At 29.1% G+C, this 25,343-nt stretch carries 22 protein-coding genes, 2 tRNA genes and 1 other RNA gene; 21 read left to right on the top strand and 4 right to left on the bottom strand.

All coding sequences use genetic code 11. The features are described 5' to 3' along the window. Nucleotides 1-282: 282 nt before the first annotated feature. The 6 genes from CP523_RS07205 to CP523_RS07180 all read left to right on the top strand — a co-directional run bounded on the left by CP523_RS07205 (nucleotide 283) and on the right by CP523_RS07180 (nucleotide 7,127). Nucleotides 283-1,260 carry a DMT family transporter gene (locus CP523_RS07205; RefSeq protein ID WP_120140741.1) on the top strand — a complete coding sequence of 326 codons (978 nt, stop codon included), beginning with the start codon at nucleotides 283-285 and terminating at the stop codon, nucleotides 1,258-1,260. A 22-nt stretch (nucleotides 1,261-1,282) separates the two neighbouring features. Then, a complete protein-coding gene (locus CP523_RS07200) occupies nucleotides 1,283-3,859 on the top strand; it encodes an FAD-dependent oxidoreductase (RefSeq protein WP_066673721.1) in 2,577 nt (858 codons plus the stop codon). A gap of 64 nt (nucleotides 3,860-3,923) precedes the next feature. Next, nucleotides 3,924-4,658, top strand: coding sequence for a 2,3-diphosphoglycerate-dependent phosphoglycerate mutase (gene gpmA / locus CP523_RS07195; RefSeq protein ID WP_066673720.1), 735 nt, complete (start codon nucleotides 3,924-3,926; stop codon nucleotides 4,656-4,658). Between the two features lie 193 nt (nucleotides 4,659-4,851). Continuing rightward, nucleotides 4,852-6,231, top strand: coding sequence for a cation:dicarboxylate symporter family transporter (locus CP523_RS07190; protein WP_120140740.1), 1,380 nt, complete (start codon nucleotides 4,852-4,854; stop codon nucleotides 6,229-6,231). A gap of 108 nt (nucleotides 6,232-6,339) precedes the next feature. Then, a complete protein-coding gene (locus CP523_RS07185; RefSeq protein WP_066673718.1) occupies nucleotides 6,340-6,768 on the top strand; it encodes an RrF2 family transcriptional regulator in 429 nt (142 codons plus the stop codon). 56 nt (nucleotides 6,769-6,824) lie between these two features. Further along, nucleotides 6,825-7,127, top strand: coding sequence for a hypothetical protein (locus CP523_RS07180; RefSeq protein WP_066673716.1), 303 nt, complete (start codon nucleotides 6,825-6,827; stop codon nucleotides 7,125-7,127). Nucleotides 7,128-7,368: 241 nt separating this feature from the next. On the opposite strand, the gene CP523_RS07175 is transcribed toward CP523_RS07180, so the two are convergent. Further along, nucleotides 7,369-8,946, bottom strand: a complete 1,578-nt coding sequence (locus tag CP523_RS07175) for a DEAD/DEAH box helicase (protein WP_066673714.1) — start codon at nucleotides 8,944-8,946, stop codon at nucleotides 7,369-7,371. Between the two features lie 327 nt (nucleotides 8,947-9,273). Here CP523_RS07175 and CP523_RS07170 point away from each other — a divergent pair, with 327 nt between their 5' ends. The 3 genes from CP523_RS07170 (at nucleotide 9,274) to CP523_RS07160 (ending at nucleotide 12,671) form a co-directional block, all read left to right on the top strand. Further along, nucleotides 9,274-9,783, top strand: coding sequence for a methylated-DNA--[protein]-cysteine S-methyltransferase (locus tag CP523_RS07170; RefSeq protein ID WP_066673712.1), 510 nt, complete (start codon nucleotides 9,274-9,276; stop codon nucleotides 9,781-9,783). Nucleotides 9,784-10,057: 274 nt separating this feature from the next. Next, nucleotides 10,058-11,152, top strand: a complete 1,095-nt coding sequence (locus CP523_RS07165; protein WP_066673711.1) for a Fic family protein — start codon at nucleotides 10,058-10,060, stop codon at nucleotides 11,150-11,152. A 145-nt stretch (nucleotides 11,153-11,297) separates the two neighbouring features. Next, nucleotides 11,298-12,671, top strand: a complete 1,374-nt coding sequence (locus CP523_RS07160) for an MATE family efflux transporter (RefSeq protein ID WP_227909550.1) — start codon at nucleotides 11,298-11,300, stop codon at nucleotides 12,669-12,671. A gap of 154 nt (nucleotides 12,672-12,825) precedes the next feature. On the opposite strand, the gene CP523_RS07155 is transcribed toward CP523_RS07160, so the two are convergent. Next, a complete protein-coding gene (locus CP523_RS07155; RefSeq protein ID WP_066673709.1) occupies nucleotides 12,826-13,551 on the bottom strand; it encodes a lysophospholipid acyltransferase family protein in 726 nt (241 codons plus the stop codon). A 211-nt stretch (nucleotides 13,552-13,762) separates the two neighbouring features. Here CP523_RS07155 and CP523_RS07150 point away from each other — a divergent pair. From CP523_RS07150 to ffs, 10 genes are all read left to right on the top strand, one after another. Further along, nucleotides 13,763-13,837 (top strand) — tRNA-Arg (locus tag CP523_RS07150). Nucleotides 13,838-14,164: 327 nt separating this feature from the next. Then, nucleotides 14,165-15,406, top strand: a complete 1,242-nt coding sequence (locus tag CP523_RS07145; RefSeq protein WP_120140739.1) for an HlyC/CorC family transporter — start codon at nucleotides 14,165-14,167, stop codon at nucleotides 15,404-15,406. A gap of 75 nt (nucleotides 15,407-15,481) precedes the next feature. Continuing rightward, nucleotides 15,482-15,916 carry a nucleoside deaminase gene (locus CP523_RS07140; protein WP_066673875.1) on the top strand — a complete coding sequence of 145 codons (435 nt, stop codon included), beginning with the start codon at nucleotides 15,482-15,484 and terminating at the stop codon, nucleotides 15,914-15,916. A 20-nt stretch (nucleotides 15,917-15,936) separates the two neighbouring features. Beyond that, nucleotides 15,937-17,466, top strand: a complete 1,530-nt coding sequence (locus CP523_RS07135; protein ID WP_066673707.1) for an ATP-binding protein — start codon at nucleotides 15,937-15,939, stop codon at nucleotides 17,464-17,466. Nucleotides 17,467-17,482: 16 nt separating this feature from the next. Next, nucleotides 17,483-18,181, top strand: a complete 699-nt coding sequence (locus CP523_RS07130) for a response regulator (protein WP_066673705.1) — start codon at nucleotides 17,483-17,485, stop codon at nucleotides 18,179-18,181. A 137-nt stretch (nucleotides 18,182-18,318) separates the two neighbouring features. After that, nucleotides 18,319-19,743 carry a flavocytochrome c gene (locus CP523_RS07125; RefSeq protein ID WP_066673702.1) on the top strand — a complete coding sequence of 475 codons (1,425 nt, stop codon included), beginning with the start codon at nucleotides 18,319-18,321 and terminating at the stop codon, nucleotides 19,741-19,743. 26 nt (nucleotides 19,744-19,769) lie between these two features. Further along, nucleotides 19,770-20,114, top strand: coding sequence for an FMN-binding protein (locus CP523_RS07120; RefSeq protein ID WP_066673700.1), 345 nt, complete (start codon nucleotides 19,770-19,772; stop codon nucleotides 20,112-20,114). Nucleotides 20,115-20,258: 144 nt separating this feature from the next. Further along, on the top strand, nucleotides 20,259-21,026 hold the full coding sequence (lgt, locus tag CP523_RS07115) for a prolipoprotein diacylglyceryl transferase (RefSeq protein WP_066673698.1): 768 nt from the start codon (nucleotides 20,259-20,261) through the stop codon (nucleotides 21,024-21,026). A 184-nt stretch (nucleotides 21,027-21,210) separates the two neighbouring features. Continuing rightward, nucleotides 21,211-21,300 (top strand) — tRNA-Ser (locus tag CP523_RS07110). Nucleotides 21,301-21,302: 2 nt separating this feature from the next. Beyond that, nucleotides 21,303-21,566, top strand: an RNA gene (gene ffs / locus CP523_RS07105) — signal recognition particle sRNA large type. A gap of 187 nt (nucleotides 21,567-21,753) precedes the next feature. Here the strand turns inward: ffs and CP523_RS07100 are convergent. Next, nucleotides 21,754-22,242, bottom strand: a complete 489-nt coding sequence (locus tag CP523_RS07100) for a dihydrofolate reductase (RefSeq protein WP_120140738.1) — start codon at nucleotides 22,240-22,242, stop codon at nucleotides 21,754-21,756. Further along, on the bottom strand, nucleotides 22,242-23,033 hold the full coding sequence (locus CP523_RS07095) for a thymidylate synthase (RefSeq protein ID WP_066673694.1): 792 nt from the start codon (nucleotides 23,031-23,033) through the stop codon (nucleotides 22,242-22,244). Before CP523_RS07095 ends, CP523_RS07100 begins: the two co-directional genes overlap by 1 nt. A gap of 217 nt (nucleotides 23,034-23,250) precedes the next feature. Here CP523_RS07095 and dnaX point away from each other — a divergent pair, with 217 nt between their 5' ends. Together dnaX and CP523_RS07085 are read left to right on the top strand one after the other, a co-directional pair. Further along, nucleotides 23,251-24,867, top strand: a complete 1,617-nt coding sequence (gene dnaX, locus CP523_RS07090; RefSeq protein ID WP_066673692.1) for a DNA polymerase III subunit gamma/tau — start codon at nucleotides 23,251-23,253, stop codon at nucleotides 24,865-24,867. Nucleotides 24,868-24,969: 102 nt separating this feature from the next. Beyond that, nucleotides 24,970-25,314: a YbaB/EbfC family nucleoid-associated protein gene (locus tag CP523_RS07085; RefSeq protein ID WP_066673690.1), complete on the top strand. Its 345-nt coding sequence runs from the start codon at nucleotides 24,970-24,972 to the stop codon at nucleotides 25,312-25,314. Nucleotides 25,315-25,343: the final 29 nt, after the last annotated feature.

Genomic DNA, 25,343 nt, shown 5'->3' with positions numbered 1-25,343 from the left:
TTTTATCATAAGAGAATAAGATGTAAAGCATGAACTCAAGGTAATTATAAAACCTAAAATAAGGGCAAAAAGAATATTTATAAAAATTTCTCACTGTAATCTTTAATTACAGTGTAATTAAAGATTACACATATATGTACATAAAAAGTACTATTTAAAAATTAGATAGATATAAATTTAACAATATTATATGAATTAATGATAAAAATTTTTTGGCATGAAAATTGCTTAATATATTTATGAAGTAAATAAAAAATTATTCAAAGAGAGAGGGAAATTTTTATGAAAAACAAAAAGAATAAATTTGCATTAGGAATTATATTTGGAATTATAGTTGGAATAGCCTGGGGGCTTGATGGTGTTCTTATGGGACAATTAGGGGGAAATTCAATTTTTGAAGGGTTTGAATTATCACCACTTGTTACTGCATTATTCCATGATGGATTTTGCTTTTTTTGGATAGCATTAGCGTTAATATTCTCAAAACAATTAAAAGGAGCATTTTCATTATTAAAAACTAAAAAAGGAATGGTTACTATAGTAGCTGCAATAGTTGGAGCACCTATAGGAATGAGTGCATATCTTTTAGCTATTAAATATGCTGGAGCACCATATGCTTCAAGTATATCAGTTATATATCCAGGAGTTGGAGCGGTATTATCATACTTTATATTAAGAGAGAAATTATCACTAAGATCTGTAGTTGAAATAGCAATAAGTTTATTTGGTTCTTTTATGTTAGGTTTTAATCCATCAGCTGATATGCCTGAAAAATTCTTTACAGGAGTTTTATTTGCTTTAGTAGCAGTAGCTGGTTGGGCTTTAGAAGGTGTTATTATAGGTTTTGCTATGAGAAAAGTTAAGGGCGAGGATCACATAAAGGCAACACCACAACAATTTTTATGTGTTAGATATTTAACATCATTATTAGCATATGCACTTATAGTTGTACCAGTAATTGGAGGATATAAAGTTGCAGGTGATATTGTATCAAATGGATTAGTGTTTAAATATGCAGGAATAGCTATTCTTGGAGCTATAACTTATTTAGCGTGGTATAAAGCTGTAGATTTAATAGGTGCAGCAATGGGAACAGCATTAAATAGTACAGCTAGTTTATGGTCAATTATATTCTCAGCAGTATTATTCGGAGTAAATATAACTCCTAAATTAGCATTTTGGGGAACTATAATTGTTGTTGGAGTCTTTGTATTTGCTATAGATCCTAAAAAATTATCAACAAAAAAAGTTACTAATTAATTAAGGTTTAGGAGAAAATAAAATGTTAAAAGAACAAATTATTAAGAATATGCAAAATATCGTTGAAAATTGTATGGGAGATGAAGAGGCTGCCTGTGTAGCCACATGTCCTATGCATACAGATGTAAAAGAATATGTAAGGCTAATCAAAGAGGATAAAGGCGAAGAGGCTATAAGAGTAATAAGAGAAAAATTATTTATTCCAGGTACATTGGGAAGAATATGTGCACATCCTTGTGAAAAAGAATGTAAATGGAAAGAAGCAAAAAGTCCCATGGCAATAGCTTCATTAAAAAGGTATGCAGCTGATAATTTTGATAGAGAAGAAAATTGGGATTTAACAATTAAAAATAATTTAGATAAGAAAGTTGCTATTATAGGATCAGGTCCTGCAGGTCTTCAAGCAGCTTTAGACTTAAGAAAAGAAGGGGTGAAAGTAACTGTTTTTGAAAAGCTACCTGTAAGAGGTGGAATGATGTCAGTTGGTATACCTGAGTATAGATTACCAAGAAATATATTGGAAAAAGAGTTAACTTATCTAGATAAGTTAGGTGTTGAATTTAAGCTTGGAGTAGAGATAGGAAAAAATTTAGAATTTGATAATATCATAAATGATTTTGATGCTGTAGTTGTAGCAGTTGGGAAACATCAAGGAAGAGTTGATAAAAGTTTAGAAAACGGTGATGCTCAGGGAGTATATTCAGCAGCTGATTATTTAAGAGAAGTTTCATTAACAAGAAATGTAGAAAAGATTGGTAGAAAAGTTTTAGTTGTAGGTGGTGGAGATGTTGCTATGGATTGCTGTAGAGTTTCAAGACGACTGAATAAAGTTGAAGAAGTATTTTCAATTTGTTTAGAAGATAGTTTTGATACTATGACATCATCGGACCACGAAATAAAAGGTGCTATAGTAGAAGGAATTAATTTTAATCATGCTAGAGCTATAAAATCAATAGAAGTTATTAATGGAAGAGTAAATAAAGTAGTATTAAAAAAATGTACAGCTATGTTTGATGAAGAAGGAAGATTTTCACCAAGTTATAATGAGGATGATACTACAGAGATAGAGGTTGACACTATAGTATTTGCAATAGGGCAAGATGTTGAAGGATCTTTTGCTAAGGATATATTAGTTCAGAGAAGAAATTCCACATTTGAGTGTGACAAATTAACACTTCAATCCTCAAAAAATAACAAGGTGTTTATTGCTGGAGATGCATCAGGAGAATCTGTTATAGTTGTACAAGCTATGGCAACAGGAAGAAGAGCAGCTCAATCTGTAGTTAGATTTTTAAATAAGAAGAGTTTAGTTGAAGGAAGAAAAATAGAAGATACTTGGACATTCAATACTAACCTAGATATGCCAACAAATTGGGAAGGTATAGAATACTTAAGAGAAGGGATGAAAGAGTTAAGTGTTAAAGAAAGAATAAACTCTTTTGATGAAGTTAATCTTGGATATACAAAAGAAGAAGCATTAAGAGAAGCTAATAGATGTAGACAATGTGTATGTAAAAAGTGCATGAAGGAATGTATTATGTTAAATGATTATACTGATTGTCCTAAAAATTTATTTAAGCAATACTTAGAAAATGGATATGAAAATATGGATAAGATGATAGCATTTTCATGTAATGAATGTAATCAATGTACTTTAGAATGTCCAAAATCTTTAGAGTTGGCACCAAATTTTATTGCTATAAAGGAGCAATATAATTTAGACAATAATGGTATTAATGTTATTGATGGATTAAAACCTTTTGATAAGTCACAAGAAATGGAATGTAGTGAAGAGTATTCAACTACAGTTTTAGCTAGTAAAGAAAAGAAAACTAAGTATTTATTTGTGCCAGGTTGTACAGTACCAGCATATAGTCCCGAACTAGTAGAGAAGACATTAGAGCATTTAAGGGCTACATTAGACGGCGAAGTAGGTTCTATGCTTCAGTGCTGTGGTAAAGTTACTAAGCTTATTGGAGAAGATGAAAAGTTTAAGGAAAGAAATAAAAAAGCTGTAGAAAAAGTTAATGAAACTAATGCAGATGTAATAATAACCGTATGTCCATCTTGTTATAATGTATATAGTGAAACAACAGATAAAAAGGTTATAGCTTATTGGGATTTAATAAAAGATAAAATAGGTTTACCAGAAGGACAAGAGGGGATTGGAGAAGGTTCAGATATAGTGTTTAATTTCCATGATTCATGCGTAACTAGAAATGTAACTTCCCATCATGAAAGCGTAAGATGGATTGTTGAAAAATTAGGCTATAAATATGATGAAATAGAGAGAAGTGGAAACAATACCAGATGTTGTGGCGTTGGAGGAATGGTTTGTAGTTCAAATCCAGAATTATATGAAAGAGTATATAATAGAAGAGCTAGTGATTTTGCATCAAATCATATAATATCATATTGTGGTTCATGTAGAGGAACGATAGAAGCTACAGGATTAGATTCTATACACATATTAAATTTAATACATGAAGATAAGTACACAAAAGATAAAGCTAAAAAGAGAGGCTATGCGTCAGAAGAAGAAATGTGGAAAAATAGATTAGAAACTAAGAAAAGATTAGATAGCTCTAATATTAAATAAATTTAATTAGAATAGAAAGTCTTCTAAATCACTATACTAAAAGTAAGTGAAAGGAGATTTAGAAATGAAAAAAATAGTACTAATAAGACATGGGCAGAGCTTGTGGAATTTAGAAAATAGATTTACAGGATGGACAGATGTAGATTTATCAGATAATGGCCTTATAGAAGCTAGAAAGGCAGGAAGGATTCTTAAGGAGAATGGATTTACTTTTGATTTAGCCTATACATCAGTACTTAAAAGATCTATAAGAACATTGTGGATAGTTTTACATGAAATGGATCTTATGTGGATTCCGGTATATAAATCATGGAAGCTAAATGAAAGACACTATGGGGCTTTACAAGGTCTAAATAAGGAAGAAACAGCCAAGAAGTATGGAGAAGAACAAGTTCATAAATGGAGAAGATTTGTAAATGAAACCCCACCAAAACTGGAGAAAAGTGATCCAAGATATGCAGGAAACGAAATTAAATATAAGAATTTATCTGAAGATAAAATACCACTTACAGAAAATTTATCTGATACAGAAAAAAGAGTATTAGATGAATGGAATAATGTAATAGTACCTAAATTAAAAGAAAATAAAAAGATAATAATATCTGCACATGGAAATACATTGAGAGCTTTAGTAAAATATTTAGATGATCTTTCAAGTGATGGTATAGCTAATTTAAATATTCCAACAGGAACTCCTTTAGTATATGAGTTAGATGATAATTTTAATCCTATTAAACATTATTATTTATCATTAGACGGAAAGGTTCCGAAAGAAAAAACTGAAAAATATATAAAATAATTAAGAGCTAAAATAGTTAAATTAATACTATTTTAGCTCTTTTGTTATAAAAATAGAAATAATAAAATGGTAGGAAATAATTCTTTAGAAATTTGTTAATTTTTATATTGACACTAAAGAAAAATACATTTAATATAATAACATATTAAACCTATAGGTATTGTAGGGAATGTAAAATAAAAAGGGGGATATTATGAATACTACGTTCTTATCAGAATTTCTTATGATTACTAATTTTAAAACAATACTGCTAATGTTACTACTAATAGGGGTATTTTTTATAGTTAGAAAAGTGGAAAAGAAAAATACACAATTTTCAACTCGTATGATTTTAGCTACTATTTTGGGTTTAGGACTTGGGACGTTAATTCAAGTTTTAGCGGGTTTTCCAGATAATCCAACTAAAGTTCAATGGATAAATGAAGTAATTAAATGGTATGGATTAATAGGTAATGGATTTATGGATTTATTAAAGATGTTAGTTGTGCCATTAGTATTTATTTCAATAATAAGAGTTATAATAAATATGAAAAAGGGTGAAAATTTAGGTAAACTTACAATTAGATCAGTATTAGTTCTACTTGGAACAACAACAATAGCAGCAATAATAGGTATTATTATAGGTAATTTATTTAAACTTGGGGTAGGTTTAGAAATTGTTGAAGCGAAAACAGATATAAAAGAAATTAAATCTATAGTAGATACTTTAAGAGGTCTTATTCCATCTAATCCAGTACAAGCAATGGCTGAAGGAAACGTTGTTGCAGTGGTTATATTTGCAGGATTTATAGGATTTGCTATGCAGAGACTAAAGAATAATTTCCATCAAGAAATTAAACCAGCTATAGATTTAGTGGAAGCAAGTTATAAGATTATTACAAAGGTTGCTTTAACAGTAATAAGATTTATGCCATATGCAGTAATACCTTTATTATCTAATACAATTGCAGGTAGAGGACTATCTTCAATTATTAGTGTTATTAATTTTATTTTAGCCTTATATGTAAGTGTAGCGATAATGTTTGTAATTCATCTAATTATAATTACTTTAAATGGATTAAATCCTATTAAATATATAAAGAATGTTTCAGAACCATTAATATTAGCATTTACTTCAAGATCAAGTGTTGGAACATTACCAGTTACTATAGAAACATTATCAGATAAAGTTGGATTAGAGAAAGGTATTGCAAGTTTTGTAGCTAGTCTAGGGGCAAATGCAGGAATGAATGGATGTGCTGCTATATATCCAGCATTAATGGTAGTGACAATAGCAAATATTTCAGGAACAGAGATGAACTTTAGTTTTTATATTATGTTAGTAGTTATTATAGCTATAAGCTCTTTAGGTATTGCAGGATTGCCAGGAACAGCAACAATGTCTGTTTCAGTTGTAATATCAGGTATGGGGATGGGGGGTTACTTCCCTCTTATAGGAGGAATACTTGCAATAGATCCTATTCTTGATATGGGGCGTACTATGCTTAATGTAAATGGATCTATGGTTACAGCAGCTACAGTAGCAAATAGTTTTAATGAGATAGATAGAGAAGTTTTTAATAGTAATAAATAATAAATAGGCTCCTTAACAAAGTAATGTTATGGAGTCCTTTTTCTTGATTTTTCAAAATTAAGTACATATAATTGTAGGTAATATAGAGGTTTTAGGAATGGTGATTAAATGAAAATTTCAACAAAAGGAAGATATGGTTTAAGAGCGTTAATTGATATATCTATATATTCATTTTCAGAAACAGTAACATTAAAGAGTATTTCAGAGAGGCAAGATATATCAGAAAGATATTTAGAACAAATTTTTTCGTCATTAAGAAAAGGTGGCGTAATAAAATCTAAAAAGGGGCCTCAAGGTGGATACTTCTTATCAGAAGAGGCAAATAATCTAACTATAGGGGAAATATTAAGAATATTAGAAGGGGATTCAAATTTAATAAATATAGAAGAAACAGATAATGAAATGGAAAAGTTTATTTGTGAAAATCTATGGGAAGTAGCTAACAAAAGAATAAAAGATTTTTTTAACTCTATTACATTAGAGGAGTTATCTACTAAATACAAAGAGAGTACAGTAAATATAATGTATTATATTTAAAGGTTAAGTATATTTTAATTGTAAATTAGTTAAATTAATAAATAGAGGTGAGTAAGATGCCTAAAAAGACAAGTAAAAATAATGATTTATTAAATAGTGTAAAAAGAACAACAGCTCCAAAGATATATTCTTTATTAGTAGAATTAGTAAATGATGAGAGAGAAGACTTAGCGGAAATGGTGTTAAAAATAGATTATTTATTGAAGTACACAAGCAATTGTATAAATCATAAAGATTTTGAAGAAGCAAAGGAATCACTACAAAGAGCTGAAGAAAGAATTAAGCTATTAAAAGAAGAACATATAGATATAGATTATTTACAATATCTATACGATGGAATAAAGAAAAAGTGTAAGTAGAGGAATAGGCATATAGCTTATTCCTTTTTTTATTAAAAAAGGAAATTATAAAACAATATTATAATTTCCTTAAGTATTTTGAGTAAATAATCTCAAATTCTCCACTGCAGGTGATTCTATACCATATATAATATAAATATTGTAAGCCAATCTATCTGCCGAAGGACTACCTCTAAATAGTCCGTTCTATGCACAATGTGCCTTTATCTGACGTAGTCACCTTTAATTAATAAGAAGTTTATTATCTTCTCTTTTTCTTATTAGCTACTTCTATATTTACTTTTCTTTTATTTAACTTAAGACCTATACATTTATCCATAACCTTCTTTTGAACATCAGGAGTAACGTTAACGAAAGCAAAGTTTTCTAATATATCTATATCGCCAATAGCAGAAGCTTTTATTCTAGCAGTATCCTTTATAAAGTTTACTAAAGATTTTGGGTTTATTCCATCTCTTCTACCTACTGAGAAGAATAAACGAACATCTTCACTTTTTGGAGCCTCTAGAACATTTGAAGTATAAGTTGATAATAATTCATCATTAAACTTGCTTTTTATAAGAGCTGCAATTATTTCTACTGAATCATATTTTTGATTTAATTCAACAGCAACTGGTATAAATTTATCGTAATCAGCTTTCTTTAATGTAGCATCAACATCATCAATCATTGATTGTGATTTATTTGAGAATATTTCATCTACTGTAGGAACTGACTTCTTAGTTATATCTCCCTTAGTAACTGATTTTATTTGTTTTAACATAGAAAATTCTTTTGGTGCTATTAAAGAATAAGCAGTACCTTCTCTATTAGCTCTACCTGTTCTACCTATTCTGTGAACATAGCTTTCAACGTCTTGTGGTAAATCATAGTTTATAACATGAGTTACACCTTCAACGTCTATACCTCTAGCAGCAACGTCAGTAGCTATTAAGAAGTTTAATGACCCTTCTTTAAATTTCTTTAAAGTTCTTAATCTGTGAGCTTGTGACATGTCTCCGTGCATACCTTCAACAACATATCCTCTTGATTGCATACCTTCAACTAATTCATCTACGCCTTTCTTTGTTTTACAAAAGATTATAGCAGAAGATGGATTATCGAAATCTAATATTCTACAAAGAGCTTCAAATCTTGTCTTTGGAGCAACTTCAAAGAAGTGTTGCTTTATTTTTGAAACTGTCATAGCTGATTTTTGAATAGCAATATGCTTAGCATCTTTTTTCATGTAGCGCTTAGCTAATCTTTTAATTTGTGGTGGCATTGTAGCTGAGAATAATAAAGTTTGTCTTTCTTCAGGAAGTTCCTTTATTATATCTTCTAAATCATCTATAAAGCCCATGTTTAACATTTCATCTGCTTCATCTAAAACTAAGAATCTAACAGTTGATAGAGAAAGTGTTTTTCTCTTAATATGGTCTAAAACTCTACCAGGAGTACCAACTACTATATTAACATTTCTCTTAAGAGCTCTTATTTGATGAGTTATAGGTTCTCCTCCGTAAATTGGTAAAATATTTAAATGATCATATTTAGATAATCTTGTAAGTTCGTCATTAACTTGAATTGCTAATTCTCTTGTTGGAGCAAGAATAATAGCACTAAGTCCGTCTTTAGCGTCAATATTATTAATTATTCCACAACCAAATGCAGCTGTCTTACCAGTACCAGTTTGAGCTTGACCTATAAGGTCATTTCCTTCAAGTGCTACAGGAATAGCTTCTGATTGTATTTGAGATGGTTTTTCAAAACCTAATTCATTAATAGATTTTAAAAGGGTATCTTTAAGCCCTAAGTCACTAAATTTAATTTCTTTCATTCAAAATCCTCTTTCTTTTTTTACTAAAAATAATTTATACTTAAATCTAAGTAGATTTATTTCCAATATATTTATTAATTTAACATCAACTTTCTTAGTATACACTATATTGATGAAATATGCTCGTATTATTTATTAACAAATTAGAGTTATTTTGTATAAAATTTAATTTTTTTATTAATTTAGGTAATGAAAGCGTTTTATAAAGCTAAAAGCTATATTGTATAGTATTGACAAAAAAGACAAACTATATTTAAAAATTAATATACTATTAATAAAAGTGATAAAATGTAAATAAAAATTATAACTAAAGGAGTGTTTTATTATATGGCAGTGACTTTAGAAAAAAGTTTGTTATTTTATGATAATTTACATACCCCTATAGGAAACATTTGTATAATAATGGACGAAAAAGGTGTAAGAAAAATAGAAATTATTGAAGAGCAATGGTGCAAATTTTTAAATCTAAACTCAGACATAAAGTTAGATAAGAATAGATGTAAAGATGTTAAAAATCAAATAGATGAGTATTTCAGAGGAGAAAGGAAGAGTTTTAATATTCCTATATCTATTAACTCTACAAGATTTAGACAACAGGTGTGGAAAGAGTTGAGCAAGATACCTTATGGAGAAACTAAAAGTTATAGTGAAATTGCTAATAATATAGGTAATCCAAGGGCTGTAAGAGCAATAGGGCAAGCTAATAGGGGTAATCCTTTGCCTATAATAATTCCATGTCATAGAGTTATTAGTAAAAGTGGAGCTTTAATAGGCTATGCTGGTAATTATACAAACATACAAAAAATATTATTGGATCACGAAAAAGTGTATAAGTAAATTTTTATGGTAAGTTATTAATAAAAATAATACAAATTGAAAATAAAGAAAGAAAATTAATTGTAATATTATGTAAAATTTAAAATGCAATTAATTTTCTTTTTTTATTATACTCCCTTTTTTATTTTTATAAATTTTAATGATAAAAAATTTATAAATTATATTATTAGTAATAAATTAGTAAAATAAAAAATATAAAATTAGTATTTAATTAGTAATAAAATAGTAGTATTATATTAATATAAATAGTAGAATTCTATGAGTGAGGTAATAAATGGATAGACAAATAATAAATGAATTCAATAGATTATATTTTAGTAAAAAACAATTAGAGAGAAGAATATATGATAAGGAAGAATTGGAATATATATGGAAAATTATAGAAAAAGAAAGAGGAGAAAATTCTGTTGAAATATTATTTAAGGAAATTAAAAATGTAAAATTATGGTTTAATATAACGGATGATATAAAGCAAAATATAGAGTTTATAAAAAGAGTTAATGAAAGTGAACTTTTAGACTATTTACCTAATAGAAGTAAAAGTAAGTTTTTAGAAGCTAATATTAAGATAGATATAAATTCAAATTTAGAATTAAATAAAACAAATTTAATTGATGGTAATTTAGATAGTAAGATATTGTCAAACATTTACGATGTTTTACAAAATATAGAAAGTTATGGTGTGCAATTAAATATTAATAGTATAAAACAGATATATTTAGATATCTTTAAAGAAGATAATGCAATAAATGAAGCTCAAATTAAGGATATATTGGAGTTTTTAGAAGTTAAGGATAGAATTAGTCCAATAATAAAGATAGCTATAGTATATTTTTATATTATAAGATTTAAACCTTTTAGTAAGTATAGTGATATAATGGCGGGAATACTCACATATATGTATTTAATAAGGCAAGGTTATGGAATATTTAAATATTGTTCACAGAGTCATATAATTTTAGGAGAGCAGAAAAAGTATTATAATGCTATAGAAAATAGTAGATGTAGTAATGGTGATATAACATATTTTATAAGATATTATATAAATTCAATGAAATTAGCTATAGATTTATTAAATAAAGATGTAAACTGTAAATATGGTAAAAAGATAATAAAAGAACTTTTAGAAAGAAATAATGTCTTTTTAGAAAATAGACAAATTGATTTTATAAACAAGAGTATAAGCACTAATAATAAAATTGTAACAATAGAGGACTATAAAAGAGAAAGTAAAGTATCCTATGAAACAGCTAGAACAGATTTGAACAATTTAATAACATTAGGATTTTTTAAGATAAATAAGGCAGGAAAAAAATATGAATATTATTTTAACGATATTCCTACGATAATAGAAAGTTTTGAGGAATAAATGATGTTGACAATTCTCTTTAATTGATAGAAAATACTGTAGTGTAATTAAAAATATTTTTAGTTTATATCGAGCAGATGGGCGGCGAGACTACCCATAGGCTCTTTTTTTATGTAAAAATTAAAGTGGAGAGGGGAGATAACAAGTGAAAAATGTCTTGAAGGACAAAGTTTTTATGAAAACCATGCTGAGCTTAGCACTTCCTATAACATTCCAGAACTTTATAACATCATCACTAAATCTAGTAGATAACTTGATGATTGGAAAATTAGGAGAAGAGGCAATAGCTTCAGTTGGACTAGCTAATCAATATTTCTTTATTTTTATGTTATGTTTATCAGGTATAAACGCAGGAGCAAGTGTTTTTATGGCTCAGTATTGGGGAAGAAAGGATACTTCAAATATTAAAAAGATATTAGGTATTGATATAAGTGTAGGGTTTATAGCATCGATTATATTTGGTGGTATAGCATTAATATTCCCAGAAATAATAATGAGAATATTATCAAAAGATCCGAGAGTAGTAGAATTAGGTTCAAGCTACCTTAGAATAGTTTCTATAAGTTATTTATTTACTAATGTTACTCAAGGGTTTTCAGCAGCTTTAAGAAGTACAGAGCAACCTAAGGCACCGATGTATGCAAGTTTATTAGGTGTTTTATGTAACGCCTTTTTGAACTGGATATTTATATTTGGAAATTTAGGTGCAAAAGAAATGGGGGTAGCAGGAGCTGCCTTAGCTACAACAATTGCTCGTTTAATTGAAATGATATATATAGTATTTATGGTTTACTTTAAAAAGAATATAGTATCAGCAAACATAAAAGAACTATTTGGGTTTAACGTTGATTATATAAGAATGTATTTTAAAACATCAACTGCTGTTATTTTAAATGAATTATTATGGTCACTTGGTATGACAGCATATTCAATTGCTTATGCTCAAATAGGGACAAGTGCTGTTGCAACTATGCAAATATCAACAACTTTAAATAATATGTTTATGGTATTATCTATAGGGCTTGCTAGTGCAGCGGCAATAATGGTTGGTAATAAAATTGGAGCAAAACAGGAAAAAGTTGCTATTGATTATTCAATAAAACTTGAAGTGGTAGCTCCTATATTAGGATTGTTAGTTGGAGTATTATTATGGATTACTACACCATTAATAGTTAAACCTTTTAGTGTTACACCTGAAACAACTAAAAATACTATTACGGTATTAAGAATAATGGCTATATTCTGCCCGTTAAGATTTTATAATGTACTTATGATAGTTGGAATATTTAGAGGTGGCGGAGATACTTTATATTCAACATTAGTACAATTAGGAACAATATGGTGCTTTGCAGTTCCACTATCTTTTCTAGGAGCAACATTATTAAAGTTCCCAATAACGGCGGTTTACTTCTTAGTGTGTTGTGAGGAGCTTGTTAAATTCTTTTTTGAAAGAGCTAGATTAAAATCAGGTAAGTGGTTAAGAGATGTAATTGGAGAAACCCAAGGAGAAGTAGCTTAGTATATAAAGAGAGTTAAAGCTTAATATAATTAAGGGTAAAAAAGATTTTTATAAGTAAAAAACATCTTACAGATTAATTTTGTAAGATGTTTTTTTATATTAGAGATATTATTACAAACCATTTATGATAAAAATCTATTTAATAATAAGTTTTCTAATTGTTTGGTAATTTGCTTTTTATTATATTTTGAACGGTTTTTGGTAGCTCGTCCTGTTCCTCTTTAGTAAGATGAGCAGTTTCTATTAGTGGATGAATATATAATTCTACTTCGGCAGGTCTAATCCATGGTCCTTTAGAGCCTTCCATTATTTTATAAGAACCATTCATAGTAATAGGAACTATAGGAGCTTTAGATTTAGTGGCAAGTTTAAAGCTACCAGCTTTAAAGTCAGCCATTTTATCACCTTTACTTCTTGTGCCTTCTGGGAAAATAACCATTGAATCGCCATTTTTTAGGTTTTTAATTCCATGTATAATAGCTTCACCAGCTTTTCTGATATTACTTCTATCCATAAATACACAATTCATGAATTCCATCCAAGTTCTTACTCCGGCCATTTTCTTTATTTCAGTTTTTGCAATAAATCCTTTTGGAACATCAATTTGACTCATATATATAGGAATATCAAAGTTTCCTTGGTGATTTCCAACAAATAATACGGTTCTATCTTTAGGTAAATTTTCAGCACCATAAATAGTAACTTTAACACCAGCAACTTTTAGTAAACCTCTAGCCCATCCAGATGTATATTTATGAACGTATTCTTTCTTTTCTTGTAGAAGTCCATTCTTTTCAAGTCTTTTAACCTTAAAAATTGCAGGGATACTCATAATAAGACTTAAGAAAAAATATATATACCATATAATACTTCTAATCATAATAAATCAATCCTTTCCTTCTTATAACATCTATAATAATTACATAATATAAAGTATATAACAAACTAATAATATATAAAAGCAAATAAAAGGTTAATAATTCTACAAATTTTGAGAATGGTAGATTTCCTAGGAAATAAAATATGTAAGCAAATGGTTTACAATATTGACATTTTGTAGTTATTAGTATACAATTTACTTTGTTAGATGTGTCTCCATAGTTCAATGGATAGAACAGTCCCCTCCTAAGGGACAGATACAGGTTCGATCCCTGTTGGGGATACCATTAAAACCCGTAAGTCTAAAAATAAGGCTTGCGGGTTTTGTTTTTAAGTTTTAGGAAAATATTAACGTAAATCTTTCAGGCAGAGGAGATAAGGACGTAGCAGAACTTAAAGATAGATTAATAAATATTTAGAAATATAATATAAAGCAGATTAGAAGAGTGTAGTTTTTAAAACTAACTCTTTTAAATCTGCTTTTATCTTTATAAAATAAGAATAAAGATTTAAAAATTTTAAAAAACTTTAAAGTGAATATTATTCTATAAAAAAATTACATATGATATAATAGGAATTATTAGAATTTTAATACATTAGGAGTGTGATTATTTTTGGAGAGTTATACGTGGCAAATAGTATTGTTAATTATACTATTAGTTATGTCAGGATTTTTCTCAATGTCTGAAACGGCTTTAATGGCTTTAAGCAAAATAAGAATTAGGCATATGGTTGAAGAGGGAGTTAAAGGGGCTAAGCTAGTAGAAAAACTAACAGAAGAACCTAATAAGCTATTAGGAGCCATACTTATAGGGAATAATATAGTAAATATAGGAGCATCAGCATTAGCAACATCATTAGCTTTAAAAGCTTTTGGTGAAAGCGGAGTAGGAATTGTTACTGTAATAATGACTGTATTAGTTCTTATATTTGGAGAAATAACACCAAAATCAATTGCTAAGCAAAAATCAGAAAAAGTAGCTTTAAGAGTAAGTAAAATTATTAATTTAACAGTAAAGATATTTAAACCATTTATTGCTATTTTTACAGCGATATCAGGTATATTTATAAAGTTATTAGGATGTAATCCAAAAGCGTCAGAGCCATTTATTAAAGAGGAAGAACTAAGAACAATGGTGGGTGTTAGTGAAGAGGAAGGTGTATTAGAAGGCGTTGAAAAAGAAATGATATTTAACGTTTTTGACTTTGTTGATGCTCAAGTAAAAGATGTAATGGTTCAAAGAGTTGATGTAATAGCTGTGGATGTTAATGCCACATATGATGAAGTTTTAGAAGTTATAAAAACAGAACAATTCTCAAGAATACCTGTTTATAACCAAACTATAGATGATGTAGTTGGAATTTTAAATGTTAAAGATTTAATAATGGCTGAAAGAAATAAAGAGGACTTTAAGGTCATTGACTATATGAGGGAACCTTATTACACATTTGAGTTTAAAAAGATAAAAGAGTTATTTAGTGAAATGAAGAAGACAAGAAATCATATAGCAGTAGTTTTAGATGAGTATGGTGGAAATGTTGGTATAGTAACTATAGAAGATTTAATTGAAGAAGTATTCGGAGATATTGAAGATGAATATGATGATGAAAATAATGAAATAGAAGTAGTTAAAGAAGATGAATATATTGTAGATGGAAGTGCAAGGTTAGATGATATTAGTGATCTAATAGGAGTAAATATGGAATCAGAGGAATTTGACTCTGTAGGTGGCCTTATAATTGGAGAACTTGGTAGATTTCCAGAACAAGATGAAGAAATTACCAGCAATAATATTAGATTTGTTGTTGAAGATATAGACAAGAATAGAATTAAAAAGGTTAGGATATATACCTAGTTAGAGCTGATTACGAATATTTTATATTTGTAGTCAGCTTTTATAGTTAAGAAAGGATGAATAGATTTGAACTTTATGGAAGTAGCTATAGAGGAGGCTAAGAAAGCTTATATTAAGGGTGAGGTTCCCATTGGTGCTGTAATAGTTAAAGATGGAAATATAATTTCTAAAGCTCATAACTTAAAAGAGGCTTTAAAAAGACCTACAGCACATGCAGAAATAATGGCAATAGAAGAGGCTTGTGTTAAATTAGATAACTGGAGACTTAATGGATGTGAAATGTATGTTACATTAGAACCTTGTCCTATGTGTGCTGCTGCAATAGCGCAAAGCAGAATATCAAAGTTGTATATAGGAACTTTTAATAAGGATATGGGGGCATGTGGATCAACTATTAACTTATTAGATTATGATATATTTAATTTTTATGTAGATGTTAAATGGTGCTATAATGAGGAGTGCAGTAAGATTCTAACTGAATTTTTTTATAGTAGAAGAAACGGTAAGTAATAATAGAAAGAAGAGGATATATGAAATTAAAAAGAAAAATAAGAATATTAACTTTAACTATTTTACTTGGAATAATAGGTCTATTAAGTATAGTATCTATTAAATATATAAAAGAGGAAATAAAAAAGCAAACTATTAATAGGCTTAGGGATACATCAGCGTTAATTGCATCCGTTCCTTTAATTCAAGATAATTTAAATAAGCAAAATGGAAGTATAGTTATACAGAATTACACAGAAAAATTAAGGCTTAAAACTGGATTATTATTTATAACTGTTATAGATATGGAGGGGAGACGTTACTCTCACCCATTAAAGGAATATATAGGTCTTAGGTTTAGTGGAGGAGATGAGGCTGCTGTACTGAGTTATGGAGGAAGTTACATTTCTGAATCTATAGGTCATTTAGGAAAATCTATAAGAGCATTTTCTCCAATTTATAAAGATGGAGAGCAAGTTGGAGCTGTTTGTGTTGGAATGTTATCTGGAGATTTAAAAAATGAAGTTATATCATTTTTATCTAAAATGATGCCTATATTTATAACAACAGTAATTCTTGCAGTAATAGGGGCAACACTATTATCCATAAACATAAAGAAATCCATATTGGGATTAGAGCCAAAAGAAATAGCACTTTTATTAAAGGAAAAAGAGTCCATAATTAACAATATTAATGATGGATTAATTGCAGTAAATGATATAGGACAAATTAATCTTATAAATGATAGGGCTAAAGAAATTTTAAAAATAAATAATGATGATGTATATTATAGAATAACTGATTTATTAATGGAAACATTAATGGATAAAAAGGCTATGCATAATGTTGAAATTAGAATTCCAAATGGTATAAGAATAATGAGTAATTTTACAGCTATTTTAAATAAGGAAGGCAAAACACTTGGAGCTATAGTTACATTTCAAGATCTAACTAAGGTATCGCAAATGGCGGAAGAACTTACAGGAATACGAGAGTTAACATGGGATTTAAGAGCTCAAAATCATGAGTTTTTAAACAAGCTTCATACTATTGCTGGACTTATTCAGTTGGAAGAAAGTGATAAAGCATTAGAATATATTTTTGATACAACTGAGGTAAGAAGTGAAATAGCACAGATTATTGGAAAGATAGAAAACCCCACATTACAGGGGATTATATTTGCAAAATATAATTCAGCTCAAGAAGCTAAAATAAAATTTGAGCTAAGTAGTAATTCATATATGAAGAGTATTCCTAATAATATAAAAGTACAGGATATGGTTAGTATATTAGGAAACCTTTTAGAAAATTCTATTGAAGAATTGAAGGGTAAAAAGGATGGATGGATTTTTCTAGAGATTAGGCAAGAAGAAAATTTAAAAATTGTTGTTAAAAACAATGGTGCTAAAATTCCTGATGATATGAAAGAAAATATATTTAAGAGAGGATTTAGCACCAAAGAAGGGGAGAGAGGATTAGGGCTTTATAGCATAAATGAGATAATAGAAGCTTCTGGTGGGAAATTAACTTTAAAATCCCAGAGTATAACAGAGTGGATAGTTGAAATCTAATTTTGGAGGAAAACCGATGATTAATGTTATCTTAGTAGAAGATGATCCCATGGTAAGAGAAATAAACTATAAATTTTTAATGAAAATTGATGGGTTTAATGTAATTGGACAAGTTGATAGTATAGAATTAGCAAAGAAAAAAATAAGAGAAAGTGATGCCGATATAATATTATTAGATGTTTTTTTACCAGATGGAAGAGGTGTTGACTTATTGAGATGGATAAGACAAAATAACATAGATTTAGATGCACTTCTTATAACTGCAGACAACTCCTTAAATACTGTAAATGAAGCATTTAAATTTGGAGCTGTGGATTATTTGGTCAAACCATTTACTTTCAAACGCTTTAAGGAAGCTTTTGAGAAATATAGAGATAGGCATGATAAGCTAATAGAGAAAAAAACTTTAAATCAAGAAAGCATAGATGAATATATATTAAATTCAGGTAAGAGGAATACAGATAATAAACATAATGACTGTGATGGGGAACTTGCAAAGGGATTAAATAAGAATACATATAATGAAATTTGGAAATATATAAGTAGTAATATTACTGGAAAGTTTACGGCAGATGAATTGGCTGACAATGTGGGATTAGCTAGAGTAACTGTTAGAAGGTATTTAGAGTATATGTGTAAAGAAGAAAAGTTGAATCTAAATTTTGAATATGGTAAAGTAGGAAGGCCTGTTCATTATTATGAAGCTAAGCGATAGAGCTTAGCTTCTTTTTTTAGACCAAAAAGACCAAAATAAACAAAAAGACCACAATATTGTTTAGAGAATGATTAGAAAATATAATCTAAATAGGGTAATAATACCCTTGTATAAATTGGTTTTAGGGGGATGTAATAATGAAGAAGAAATTATTAGCGTTAGTAATGTCAGTTGCTATTGCTATTCCAGCAGTATCTTTTGTTGGATGCGGAAGTACTCAAAGTGCTGATGTTGTTATTATAGGAGCTGGTGGAGCTGGGTTAGCAGCAGCAGTTCAAGCAAAACAAGATGGTGCTAAAAATGTAGTCGTACTAGAAAAGATGCCATTAGTTGGAGGAAATACTAACAGAGCATCAAGTGGTATAAATGCAGCTGGAACTAAGTATCAAGAAGAAAAAGGAATAGAAGATTCTGTAGAAACTATGATAGAGGATACTATGAAGGGTGGACATCAAAAGAATAACCCTGATTTAGTTAAAAAGTTAGCTGAAGATTCAAATGGATCAATTGAATGGTTAACAGATTTAGGAGCAGATTTAACAGATGTAGGTAGAATGGGAGGAGCTTCAGTTGATAGATGTCATAGACCAACTGGAGGAGCTGCTGTTGGAGCACATTTAGTTGATACATTAAAGAAAGCTGCTGAAAAGAAAGAAGTCGATGTAAGACTTTGGAATAAGGCTGAAGAAGTAGTACTTGATAAAGAAGGAAAAGTTTCAAGTGTTAAAGCTACTAATAAGGAAGGAAAAGAATATGTTATAAATACTAAAGCTGTTGTAATTACATCTGGTGGATTCTCAGCTAATCAAGAATTAGTTGTTAAATACAACCCAGCTTTAAAAGGATTCTCAACAACTAACCACAATGGAGCAACAGGTGATTGTATAGAAATAGCTGAAAAGCTTGGTGCAGACTTTGTTGATATGAAAGAAATTCAAACTCATCCAACTGTTGTACCAGAAAAAGCAGTTATGATAGCAGAAACTGTAAGAGGTAATGGAGCTATTTTAGTAAATAAAGAAGGTAACAGATTCTTTAATGAACTAGATACAAGAGATGCTGTTTCAAAAGCAATATTAAGTCAAAAAGATGGAATGGCATATATAATATTTGATGACGGTTTAAGAAAAGGCTTAAAGCAAGCTGAAGAATATTTTAACATGGGACTAGTTACAGAAGGAGATTCTATAGAAGATTTAGCTGGAAAACTAGAAATGGATGGAGCTACATTAAAAGCTACAATCGAAAAATATAATGGTTTTGTTTCAGCAAAAAATGATTCAGACTTTGGAAGAACTTCAATGAAGAAAGAATTAAATGAAGGTAAATTCTACGCAATACCAGTAGCACCAGCTGTTCACCACACAATGGGTGGAATTAAGATAGATACAAATGCTAAAGTTGTAAATAAAGATGGAAATACTATTCCAGGATTATTCGCAGCAGGTGAAGTTACTGGAGGAGTTCATGGTGCAAATAGATTAGGCGGAAACGCTTTAGCAGATATAATTGCATATGGAAGAACTGCAGGAAAAAATGCTGTAGATTTTATAAAAAAATAATTAATTAAGTTTCGGAGGAAATATATATGAAGAAATTAGGAGCTATATTAGCATCAACAGTTTTAGCAGCTACTTTATTAGTAGGATGCGGAGGTGGAAAGTATGTTGACGGTACTTACACTGGAGAAGGTAAAGGAAATGCTGGTAGTATTAAAGTAGAAGTTAAAGTAGAAAAAGGTAATATTTCAGATATAAAATTAGTGGAAAGTCATGAAACTCAAACTCTAGTAGATGGAGTTAAAGAAAGCATGTTCCCAGATATAATAAAGAAACAAGGAACAGAAGACGTTGAAGCTATAAGTGGAGCTACAAATTCATCAAAAGGTGCTTTACAAGCTGTAAATGATGCTTTAAAACAAGCTACTAAATAATTTATATAGTATGTTAAAAATAGAGGGATTATAAAAACCCTCTATTTTTTTATATAGAATTATTAATAAATTTTTAATTGATATAAGTAACTTTAAAGGCGTATAATGGTAAATAACATAATAATAGCAAAGGAGTGAGTTTATATGGACCCAATAGCTTTTGAGGCATTTGGCATAGAAATTAGATGGTATGGAATAATAATATCAATGGGTGTTATTGCAGCAATGATTTTAACATATTTTATGGCTAAAAAGAAAAAGCTAGATTTTGAAGTTATTATAGATGCATTTTTATGGGTATTTCCATTCTCTATAATAGGAGCTAGGTTATATTATGTAGCTTTTGAGTATCAAAATTATCATAGTTTTATGGATGTAATAAACATAAGGCAAGGGGGAATGGCTATACATGGAGGTGTAATAGCTGGACTTATAGTAGGAGTTATATTTGCAAAGGTTAGAAAAATTAATTTTTTTGAATATGTAGACATAGTTATGCCAGGAGTTATATTAGCTCAGGCTATAGGTAGATGGGGAAATTTTATGAATCAAGAGGCACATGGTGGCCCTGTCACTAAGGAGTTTATAAGTAAATTTCCTGAGTTTATACAAAATGGAATGCATATAAGTGGAGTGTATTATCATCCTACTTTTTTATATGAATCAGTTTGGAACTTATTAGTGTGTGGAATATTAATATATATTCTTTTAAAGAGTGAAAAATCAGAAGCTGGAGTCATATTAGGAAGTTATATGATGTTATATTCATTAGGAAGATTCTTTATAGAAGGATTAAGAACTGATAGTTTAATGTTTTTGGGATTAAGAATAGCCCAAATAGTAAGTATTATTGGAATTTTATTAGGAATAGGTCTAATAGTCTGGGTCAAAAAAAGAAAAAATTTATATTAGTAATATAAGTTTTTATTAAGAGAATTTAGTATAATAAACTAAATTCTCTTATTTATTTGAAATATAATACTGAATTTACAGATAAAATATAGATATACATAATGTATAGTATGTTTTGTGTATTGCAATATACACTTGTATATGATAATATAGGAAAGTAGTTAAAATTAAATAGCTATTATATGGAGAGATGTCCGAGTGGTCGAAGGAGCACGCCTGGAAAGCGTGTATAGGGGCAACTCTATCAGGGGTTCAAATCCCCTTCTCTCCGCCATGCCGTGCTAGATGGGGAGTTAGCGGTGCCCTGTAACCTGCAATCCGCTATAGCAGGATTGAATTCCTGGCATAGGCTTTAATTTGTAGGGTCTGCCCTATGTAAGTGGTGTTGATGGTCGGGTCCCATGCGACGTAAGTGCATGAACCTCGTCAGGTCCGGAAGGAAGCAGCGATAAGTGATTACTGCGTGTGACATGGATCAATCTTACCAGAGCTAACTGCATAGGTAACGCCTATAGATTACTGTCAAAGCCAGGTGCACGGTTTTTTAATTAAAACCTTTCTCTGATGGAAAGGCTTTTTTAATGTATAGGTAAATTTATCATTAATTAATATTATTTAAATTAAATAATATAATGATTTTTAATTAAATTTAGGTTACTCTTCAATAGGATTAACATACAATAGGACAAGAAAACGAGGGAAGTTTGTAAGAACTACCCTCGTTTTCTTATTTACTTAAGTTTATAAAAGTATATTTTAATCCATTTTTAGAATCTATTTTTTCTTCAGATTTAAAATCTATATTCCAATCATTTAAATTAATCTCAGGGAATTTAGTATCGCCTTCAAAATCTTTATTAATAATAGTTAAGTAAAGCTTATTACTATGAGGAAGAAGAGCTTTATAAATTTCTCCACCACCAATTATAAATGCTTCATTTTCAGAGTTTTTATAATTAGATATAACATCATTTAGGTTATTATATACCTCTACCATGTCTGAATCTACCTTAAAGTTAGTATCTCTTGTTATAACAATATGCTTTCTATTAGGTAGTATGCCGGGTAATGATTGAAAAGTTTTTCTTCCCATTATAATTATATTTCCAGATGTAATCTCTTTAAACCTTTTAAGGTCTTCAGAAATATGCCATAAAAGTTTATTGTCTCCACCTATAATGCTATTATTTGCCTTTGCAACAATTATAGATAACATTAAACAGATACCTCCATTTTAATTGCTGGATGATATTCATAGTTTTCTAGTTTTATATCATCTGGAGTAAAATCATAGAAGTTTTTAATTTCTGGATTTATCCAAAGCTTAGGAGCATCATATTCATCGTTTGCCCTAGATAATTGCAATTTCATTCCTTCTACTTGATTTTCGTAAATATGTGCATTATTAATTACATGTGTAAATAATCCTGGCTTAAGTCCTGTAACTTGAGCAATTAAATGAACTAATACAGCATATTGACTTGTATTAAATGGTACTCCTAATGGAATATCACCAGAACGTTGAATAAGCATACAGTTAAGCTTACCATCAGTAACATCCCACATAGTTAAGAAGCAGCAAGGTTGTAATGTCATATGAGGAAGGTCTTCTATATTCCACATAGTCATTAACATTCTTCTATCTTGAGGATTAGTTTTTAAAGTTTCTATAAGCTTATCTATTTGGTTAAACTTAGCTATTTGATAACCATAACCTCTACCAATAGTGTTATTTTCATCAACCCATTCATCCCAAATGTGTACATTTTGTTCTTGTAGTTTTGTTACGTCATTAGATTGATCTTTATATATCCATAGCATTTCTTTAACTGCTGTTTTAAATGCAACAAATTTTGTTGTTAAAATTGGAAATTCTTTTTCTAAATTAAATTGCATTACTTGATGTGGAAGTTTATATGTAGATACCCCAGTTCTATTATTGTCGTAATAACCATTATCTAAAATATCTTGTACTATAGTTAAATATTTTTTATCGTAAAGACTCATTATTATACCTCCAATATTTTAATTATTATATTTTATCATAAAAGTTATTACAAAAATAGAACTAAGTAACTGGATATTTTAGTATGAAAAATATTTAGGGTTTTATAAATAAAGTTAAAGTTATTTTATTTAATTTGTTCATAAATAGATAGTATTGTATAATGAAATATAAGTAAGGATACTTAAAGATTTCGTTTAAGAAAGAGAGGTAATTAGCATGGCGTATACAGCTTTATATAGGGAGTGGAGACCTAAAACTTTTTATGATGTTGTTGGTCAAGAACATATAACCACTACTTTAAAAAATCAAATATTAAATGATAGAATTGCCCATGCATATCTTTTTTGTGGAACAAGAGGTACAGGAAAGACATCAACAGCAAAGGTTTTTGCAAAGGCATTAAATTGTTTAAATCTTAAAGATGGTGAACCTTGTAATGAATGTGAAATGTGCACAAAAATAAATAATGGATTAGCAATAGATGTAACGGAATTAGATGCAGCTTCAAATAATGGTGTAGATAAGATAAGAGATATTATAGATGATGTAAAGTATCCACCTCAAGAGGCACATTTTAAGGTTTATATAATGGATGAGGTTCATATGTTGTCAACAGGAGCAGTAAATGCTTTTTTAAAGACTTTAGAAGAACCACCAAATAACGTAATATTTATATTGGCAACTACAGATCCACAAAAATTACCTATAACTATTCTTTCTAGATGTCAGAGATTCGATTTTAAAAGAATAAATAATAGTGATATTATAGCTAGGCTTAGAAAGATTGTAACGGAACAAGGTGTTTTTGCAGATGACAAGAGTTTAGCACTTATAGCAAGAGTTTCAGATGGTGCTATGAGAGATTCTTTAAGTATATTAGATCAAGCTATTGCAATGGGTGATGGAAGTGTACAGTATGAAACTCTAATAAATATGTTAGGTTTAGTAACAAATGAGTATTTATTTAATTTAACTAATGCAATAACACAAAGAAATGTAGAAAAATCAGTAAATATAATAGATGAAGTTGTTTATTCGGGAAAAGATATGTATCTATTTATAAAGGATTTAGTTGCTCATTATAGAAATATTTTAATGGCAAAGGTAACTAATAATCCTGAAGAAGTATTAGATATGTCAGAGGAAAATATTAGCTTAGTTAAAGAGCAAGCTTCTAGAATAAGAGCTGAAGAAGCTATGAGGTGTATTAGAATACTTCAAGAGGCTGAAGGGAATGCTAAGTTAAGTAAACAAGCAAGATTATATTTAGAGCTTGCAGTAATAAAAATGTGTAAAATAGAATATGATACGTCTAATGAAGTTATATTATCAAGAATAAACAAGTTAGAAGAAGGGCTTAAAAATGGTAGTTTAAAAGTTGTATCAGAGATGCCTAAAGCAAAGAAAAATAACAATATAGATGAATCTAAAAAAATATCAGTACAAAAAATAAACGAAAAATCTAAAGAAATTAAGGGTAATGAAAATTCAAATGTAAAGATACAAGATATACAAAGGGCTTGGAAGGATATTTTAGAAAGAATAAAAACCAGAAGAGCAATGATAGTATATGCATCTTTACTTACAGGTAAGCCAGTAGAATGTAAAGATGGAATAGTTACAGTACGATATGAAGAAGAATACAAATTTAATAAGAGTAGATTAGAAAAACCTGAATATAGGGCCATTATTTCTGAAATACTTGCAGAGATTTTTAGAGAAGACTTAAAGGTAGTATTTGAAGTAGATGAAGGAGTAAAAAGCGAAAAATCTACAGAAGAAATGCTTTTAGAAACTTTAGGAGAAGAGTTTGTAGATGTTCTTGATGAATAAATAGATTCAAATTTTATAATAAAAACATATGTAAATGTAGTCAAGTTTAGTATAATACTATATAATAAAAAATAGATTTTTAATAAAAAGGAGGATTTTTTTATGGCAAAAGGAGGATTCCCTGGTGGATTTGGGGGAGGAAATATAAATAACCTAATGAAACAAGCTCAAAAGCTTCAAAAAGACATGGAACAAATGCAAAAGGATCTTGAAACAAAGGAATTCGAAGCATCTGTTGGAGGCGGAGCAGTAGTAGTTAAAGCTAATGGTAAGAAAGAAGTTATTTCAATTAATATAAAACCAGAAGTTGTAGATGCTGATGACGTAGAAATGTTAGAAGATTTAGTTCTTAGTGCAGTAAATGAAGTATTAAGAAAAGCTGAAGAAGAAACAGCTAATAATATGGGTAAACTTACAGGTGGAATGAACATACCTGGGTTATTTTAATAATCAAAAGATTAGAAATTAGGGAATTG

The sequence above is a fragment of the Clostridium septicum genome, from assembly GCF_003606265.1.
GTDB lineage: Bacteria > Bacillota > Clostridia > Clostridiales > Clostridiaceae > Clostridium > Clostridium septicum.
Note: the sequence above shows the minus strand (reverse complement) of the source record. Positions and strands in the feature narration are given on the sequence as shown.